At 63.6% G+C, this 5,548-nt stretch carries 6 protein-coding genes and 1 pseudogene; 1 reads left to right on the top strand and 6 read right to left on the bottom strand.

Translation table 11 applies throughout. The features are described 5' to 3' along the window. From L9Z73_RS24250 to L9Z73_RS24235, 4 genes are all read right to left on the bottom strand, one after another. Positions 1-168: FAD-dependent oxidoreductase (locus tag L9Z73_RS24250; RefSeq protein WP_247406479.1), on the bottom strand; the 168-nt coding region annotated here is incomplete at its 3' end. A gap of 2 nt (positions 169-170) precedes the next feature. Further along, positions 171-524: a cupin domain-containing protein gene (locus L9Z73_RS24245; protein WP_247406477.1), complete on the bottom strand. Its 354-nt coding sequence runs from the start codon at positions 522-524 to the stop codon at positions 171-173. 16 nt (positions 525-540) lie between these two features. Next, positions 541-1,881 (bottom strand): lysine N(6)-hydroxylase/L-ornithine N(5)-oxygenase family protein, encoded by a 1,341-nt coding sequence (locus L9Z73_RS24240; protein WP_247406474.1) that lies wholly within the window; start codon positions 1,879-1,881, stop codon positions 541-543. A gap of 96 nt (positions 1,882-1,977) precedes the next feature. Beyond that, entirely contained in the window at positions 1,978-3,351 is a 1,374-nt protein-coding gene (locus L9Z73_RS24235; protein ID WP_247406472.1) for an MFS transporter, read from the bottom strand. Positions 3,352-3,489: 138 nt separating this feature from the next. On the opposite strand from L9Z73_RS24235, the gene L9Z73_RS24230 reads away from it, so the two are divergent. Then, on the top strand, positions 3,490-4,251 hold the full coding sequence (locus tag L9Z73_RS24230; RefSeq protein ID WP_247406470.1) for an ArsR/SmtB family transcription factor: 762 nt from the start codon (positions 3,490-3,492) through the stop codon (positions 4,249-4,251). Here the strand turns inward: L9Z73_RS24230 and L9Z73_RS24225 are convergent. Beyond that, positions 4,226-4,891, bottom strand: coding sequence for a glutathione S-transferase family protein (locus tag L9Z73_RS24225; protein WP_247406469.1), 666 nt, complete (start codon positions 4,889-4,891; stop codon positions 4,226-4,228). The two genes, L9Z73_RS24230 and L9Z73_RS24225, sit on opposite strands and share 26 nt — an antisense overlap. After that, positions 4,888-5,548, bottom strand: a pseudogene (locus tag L9Z73_RS24220) (FAD/NAD(P)-binding protein); the annotation flags it as partial. The pseudogene L9Z73_RS24220 and the gene L9Z73_RS24225, both read right to left, overlap by 4 nt.

Here is a 5,548-nt window from a genome sequence, read left to right as displayed (position 1 = left end):
GCCGGTGGCCAGCAGCACGCCCGCCGAATGGGCGGTGGCGCCGTCGCCAATGCGGTAGCGGTCGATCAGCAGAATCTGCCAGTGGGGATAGCGTTGCGTCGCATGATGCAAGGCCCAGGCACCGATGATGCCGCCTCCGACAATCACCAGGTCGAAGTGCTGCCCCATGCTCATGCCCACCACACCGAAAACACCTGGACCTGGGTGGTGCCGTTGTTGCGCGCGTAATGCGGCCGCCAGGGCGCAAAATACAGGCTTTCGCCATTTCTGACCGCGTGCCAGGTGCCGTCGTAGAAGACGTCCAGCTCCCCGCCGCTGATAAACCAGATTTCGTTCACGGCGTGCTTGTCTTTGTCGGTCACGCTGTCTGGGTCGAGGGTGAAACGCGATGACTGGATCGGCGCGTTGGCCAGCTTGCCGGCAAAGTGATGCAGGTACAGGCGCACGCCTGGCTGCGCCACAGGCTCCTCGGTTTGTCGAATCACCGGGGCATTGCCGTTGGGGGCAAGTGTGATGGGGTCCATGACCGGGCTCCTGGGTCTAGTTGGCGAGGGCGGTCAGGCGATCGAAACGCGCATCGCCGACCTCGTCGAATACAGCGTTGGCACCCCATTGGACGAACGCCTCGGGCTGATCCAGGTCGTACAGGGCTTGCCCGCTGACGCTGTTGATGATGTTCGCGCAGCGCCAAGGGATCAGGCCCAGGTTCGGGTCGGCGATGCCTTTCTGGCTGCGGGCGGCGTTTTGCACGTAGATGGCCGAGCCCTGCGGCCCGTCCCACGCGACGGAATAGTCATCGTTGAAGACGTACTCACCGTTGCTCCGGGTAATCCGTGATTCGAGCGCCTCCAGGCACGCCGGCATCTGGTAGGCATACCCCGTACACAGCACCGCCGTGTCGGCACTCAGTTCCTCCTGCACCTGGCTGTGCCCGTGCGTCATCGACAGGCTCCAGTGATGGGGGCGCTGGTGAATCGCGGTCAGCTCACGCCCCGGTAGCAAACGAACGTTGCAGGGGTGCTGCAAGACATGTTTGAGCTCGTACAGGCGGCGGTAAATCGACTGCAATAACCCTTGGGAAATGCCGTCGCTCGCCAGTTTCTGCTCGGCCAGCAACGGTCGGCGCACGGCCTCGGGCTGGGCGAAAAAGTGCTCGCTGTACTGCGGGGTGTAGAGCTCGTTGGTAAACGGCGACTCATCCAACGGCGAGAAATTCCAGCGCCGCGAGACCCAGGTCACGCTGGCGGGCAAGGCGGCGGTGTCTGACAGCAGGTGCTGGATGATTTCGGCACCCGTCTGGCCACCACCGATCACCACCACGCGCTGGTCTTTGAGGCTGCGTTTGCGGGTCATGTACTGCGAGGAGTGAAACAGCGTATCGCCCAGATGCGCTTGCGCGCACGTCGGGATCGACGGTTGCTGCCCGGTGCCCAGCACCAGGTGGCGCGCGGGCTGCACCCAGGTGTCACCCTTGAGCAGGAACAGGCCGTTATCGAACGTCACCGAGCGCACTTCGCTGTTGAAATGCAGATTCGGCAGTTGGCTGCACGCCCAGCGGTAGTACTGGTTGAACTCGCGGCGCAGCACCTGCTCGAATTGCGCGTTGATAAAACTCAGCAGCTGTTTTTTCTGCGCCAGGTAAGCGAGGAATGACAGCGGGTTGGACGGGTCCACCAGGCTGACCAGGTCCTTGAGGTAATGCACCTGCAGCTTGGCCTCGGGCACCATCATCCCCGCATGCCATTGAAATTCGCTGCTGCGCTCGAAGAACGCGGCGGTGATGCTTGCTTTGGGCTGAGCCAGCGCCGCCAGGCTAAGGTTAGCCGGACCGATGCCGATTCCCGCCATATCGACAACTGCAAGTGCAGAGCGCGCATTCATGATCGTTGTCCTTATTGATGATGTTTTCCAGGTACAGCAACGCCTCGCGAATGTCACGAACACGTGCTGGCAATCGTGTTTACGGGTGCAGGTCCATCAGCCTTGGACGGGGTGCGCCGCAGGCGCTTTCAACACCAGGGCAGCCATCAGCATGGCCAGCAGCGACAAACCGATAGCGACGCTGACGGCAACGTCGATGGCCTCGCCCAAGGGCTGAATCGACGTGAGCAAGGCGCCGAAGATCGCCACACCGAAGGCGGAACCGCTTTGCCGGCTGGCATTGAGTGTGCCGGCCGCCACCCCGGCCTTGGCACGCTCGACCACGCTCATCAGCACGGAGGTAGCGGCCGGGGTAATAATCCCGGCGCCGAACCCCACGGCCGGGTAGCACAGCGCGATACGCCAGTACGGCGCGTCAGTGGCCAGGGCGAACAGGCCGATAAACCCCAGGGTGTAAAGGCCAAACCCCGCACACAGCACGGCGCGGGCGCCATACGCGCGGGTCAGCCGGCCGCAGGTGAAGCTGCCCAGGGTGACCATGGCGGTCAACGGCAGGAAGGCCAGCCCGGTGTCCAGTGGCGACCAGCCACGCTCGGTCTGGAAATACACACTCAGCAGGAAAAACAGGCCATAGAACACCAGGGCCGACACCAGCGACAGCAGCGTCGCCCCCGAGAACACCGGGTTGCGGAAATACTGCAGCGGCAGCATCGGGTCCTTGTGGCGGCTCTCGGTCACGAAGAACACGCACCAGGCAATACAGGCCACGAACACGCCGGCGTACACCCATTCGGAGTTCCACCCCAGCTTCGCCCCTTCGATCAGCACCGCCACCGAGGTCGCCAGCGCGATAATCGCGGCGACTTGCCCGGTGATGTCCAAGTGCCGGTCAGGCGCCAACGGTGCGGAAGACGGGATGCGCGAGGTCAACCACACGCCGACCAGGGCGATCGGCACGTTGATCAAGAAGATGCTGCGCCAGCCGAACAGCTCGATCAGCACTCCACCGACCAGCGGCCCGGCCGCCATGGCGATGCCACCGCAGCCGGCCCATACCCCAATCGCGCCGGCGCGTTGGTGGGTCTGCGGGTAAGCGCTATTGATCAACATCAACGAGCACGGCACCAGCAACGCGGCGCCCAGCCCCTGCAAGACCCGCGCACCGACCAATTCCGGCAGATCGGTGGCCAGGCCGCACAAGGCCGAGGCCAGGGCAAACAGGACGAGGCCGACCGCGTAGATTTTCTTCGCACCGAAACGATCGCCCAACAAGCCGCCCGTCAGCAGCAGGCTGGCGAAGGTCAGGGTGTATGCGTTGATCACCCACTGCAGCCCGGAGATGCCCGAGCCAAAGGTGCGGGAAATCGATTCCACCGCCACATTGACAATCGAGGTGTCGAGGATCACGACCACATAGCTCAGACTCGTCGCAAGCAGTACTTGGCGTTGGTAGCGGGTGTTGGGGGTCATGACCGCGTGCGTCCGTTGAAAGGGGCGGCGAGACTATATGCAGCTTTCCGGGATAAACGCTTCGAGCTGTGTCGAAGTGTTTATGTTTATGTCATCCTGAAAATCGACATGACTTGGCACAGCACGGAGTTCGACGGAATGACCCAGCCAAAAATCTCATCCATCGCCTACTTGATCGCCGAGCCCGTGCGCGCAGTGATCCTGATCACCCTGGCAGATGGCAGTTCAATGTCCGCCGGTGCCTTGGCCGGTGCCGCTGGCGTGACCCCGCAGACCGCCAGCTCGCACCTGGCGAAACTGCTCGACGGCGGCTTGCTCACCGTCGAGACCAAGGGCCGCAACCGCTTCTATCAATTGGCCGGTCCCGATGTGTCCCATGTGCTGGAAAGCCTGGCGGCGGTCGCGCCGCAAACCAGTTCGTGGCGCAGCCTGCCCAACCGTTCGGCTCATGAGTTGCGTTTTGCCCGGTGTTGCTACGACCACCTGGCCGGCCAGGTCGGCGTAGCGGTAACCCAAGGCATGCTGCAACAGGGTTTTATCCTTGAGCGTAACGAGCGCGAATACGTGCTCACCCGGTGCGGCATCGAGTGGCTGCAGTCACTCAACCCGCAGGCCGGCGAGCCATGCTTGCACGACCACGTCCAGGCCCGCCGTTGCCTGGATTGGACCGAACGCCAACACCACATCGCCGGGCCGCTCGGCACCCACCTGCTGGAGACTTTCTGCCAGCAGGGTTGGCTGCGTCGAACCGTCGGCTCACGTGCGGTGTATGTAACCAGCCCGGGCTGGCGTGCATTCAAGCTGCATTTAGGGATTGAGCATCTGCGTCATCTCGAAGCGCCGCTGCATGCCGTGACCCCGGCCAGGAAAACCCTTATGCCGGCACCCGTTGCGAGCTGAACAGCCGCTCGATTTCGGCGATCCGGCGCTCCTGGGCCGCCCCGCTCTGCTGCCAGGCGGCAAGCGCATTGATCCGCGCGTACCAGGCCGCCACATGGGGATATTCCAGGAACGGTGCTTGGGTGCGCGGGATATGACTCAGCGGGGCCGCCAGGTCGATGTCCGCCAGGCTCAACGCGTCGCCCACGACAAAGCGCCGGGTGCGCAAGTGCCCGTCGAGCACGGCCGTATAGCGGTGGATCGCCTGCAGCGCGTCGGCCACCAGGGTCGGGTTTTCGGCGCGGCCTTTGAGGCGGTCCATGAACCGCTGCTCGATCAGCACCGTCGGCCCACGGCGAAAGTGCTCGGCGGCCCAGAACATCCACTTGAGCGTTTCGTACTTGGCATTGCCTGCGGGCAGTAATGACGAACCGGCCTGTTCGGCCAGGTAAATCATGATCGCCGAGGCTTCGAACAGCACCACGTCGCCGTCGACAAAGGTCGGGATCGTGCCGTTGGGGTTGAGCGCCAGGTACGCCGGCGTGCGGTTCTCGCCACTGAACAGGTCGAGGAACACGAATTCGATCTCAAGCCCCAGGTAAGCGGCGGTGGTCAGTACTCGCCGGGTATTGCTCGAACCTCTGTCGCCATACACTTTCATGCCACTGCCTCGGTTGCGTGGTTGTCGATAAATGAAGGGAGCTCGGCGAGCAGCATCACCACCTCGCGGGCCTGGCGCACCGATTGGTACACCGAGTTGACCATCGGCGCCGCCAGGTAGGAGGCCACGCCCAGCAGCCAGATGTTTTCCGGCGCCTCGCCGCCGGGCAGGCTGACCTGCAACTGCGGCGACACATAGGGCGGCGTACACGGCGTTGTCGGTGATACCTGCAGCTCAAGGCCGTCGCGGGTGGCATGGAAAAACTGTTTATGAAAGCCGGTGGCGCACACCACCGCATCCACCGCCTCGATGTGCCCGTGGGCGTCGTGAACCTGCCATTGGCCTTGCCACTCAAGGGTTGTCGGCACGTGCGCAGCCAGGTGCAGGCGCCCTTCATCGATCAGCCGCAGCAGCGTGGTTGCGGTCTGCAAGGGCACCGCGAACAGGTAACGCCCGACCGCCTCCCAACAGTTCTGCAGCGCCGCCATGCGCACCGCCGGCGGTGCCGCGCGCAGTTTTACGTCAGCCATGTCCATGCACTGCACCAACAGGTTCTGCCAGTCCGTAGCGCCCCGTCGGGCCAAGGCGACTTCGCCGCGCAGGCGCTGGGTGGGCTCCACGCTGCGATCGACTTGTTCGCGCAGCGAGCGGCCACTG

It is taken from the genome of Pseudomonas emilianonis (assembly GCF_023072625.1).
Taxonomy (GTDB): Bacteria; Pseudomonadota; Gammaproteobacteria; order Pseudomonadales; family Pseudomonadaceae; genus Aquipseudomonas; species Aquipseudomonas paraveronii.
This window is presented reverse-complemented; position numbering and strand designations above follow the sequence as displayed.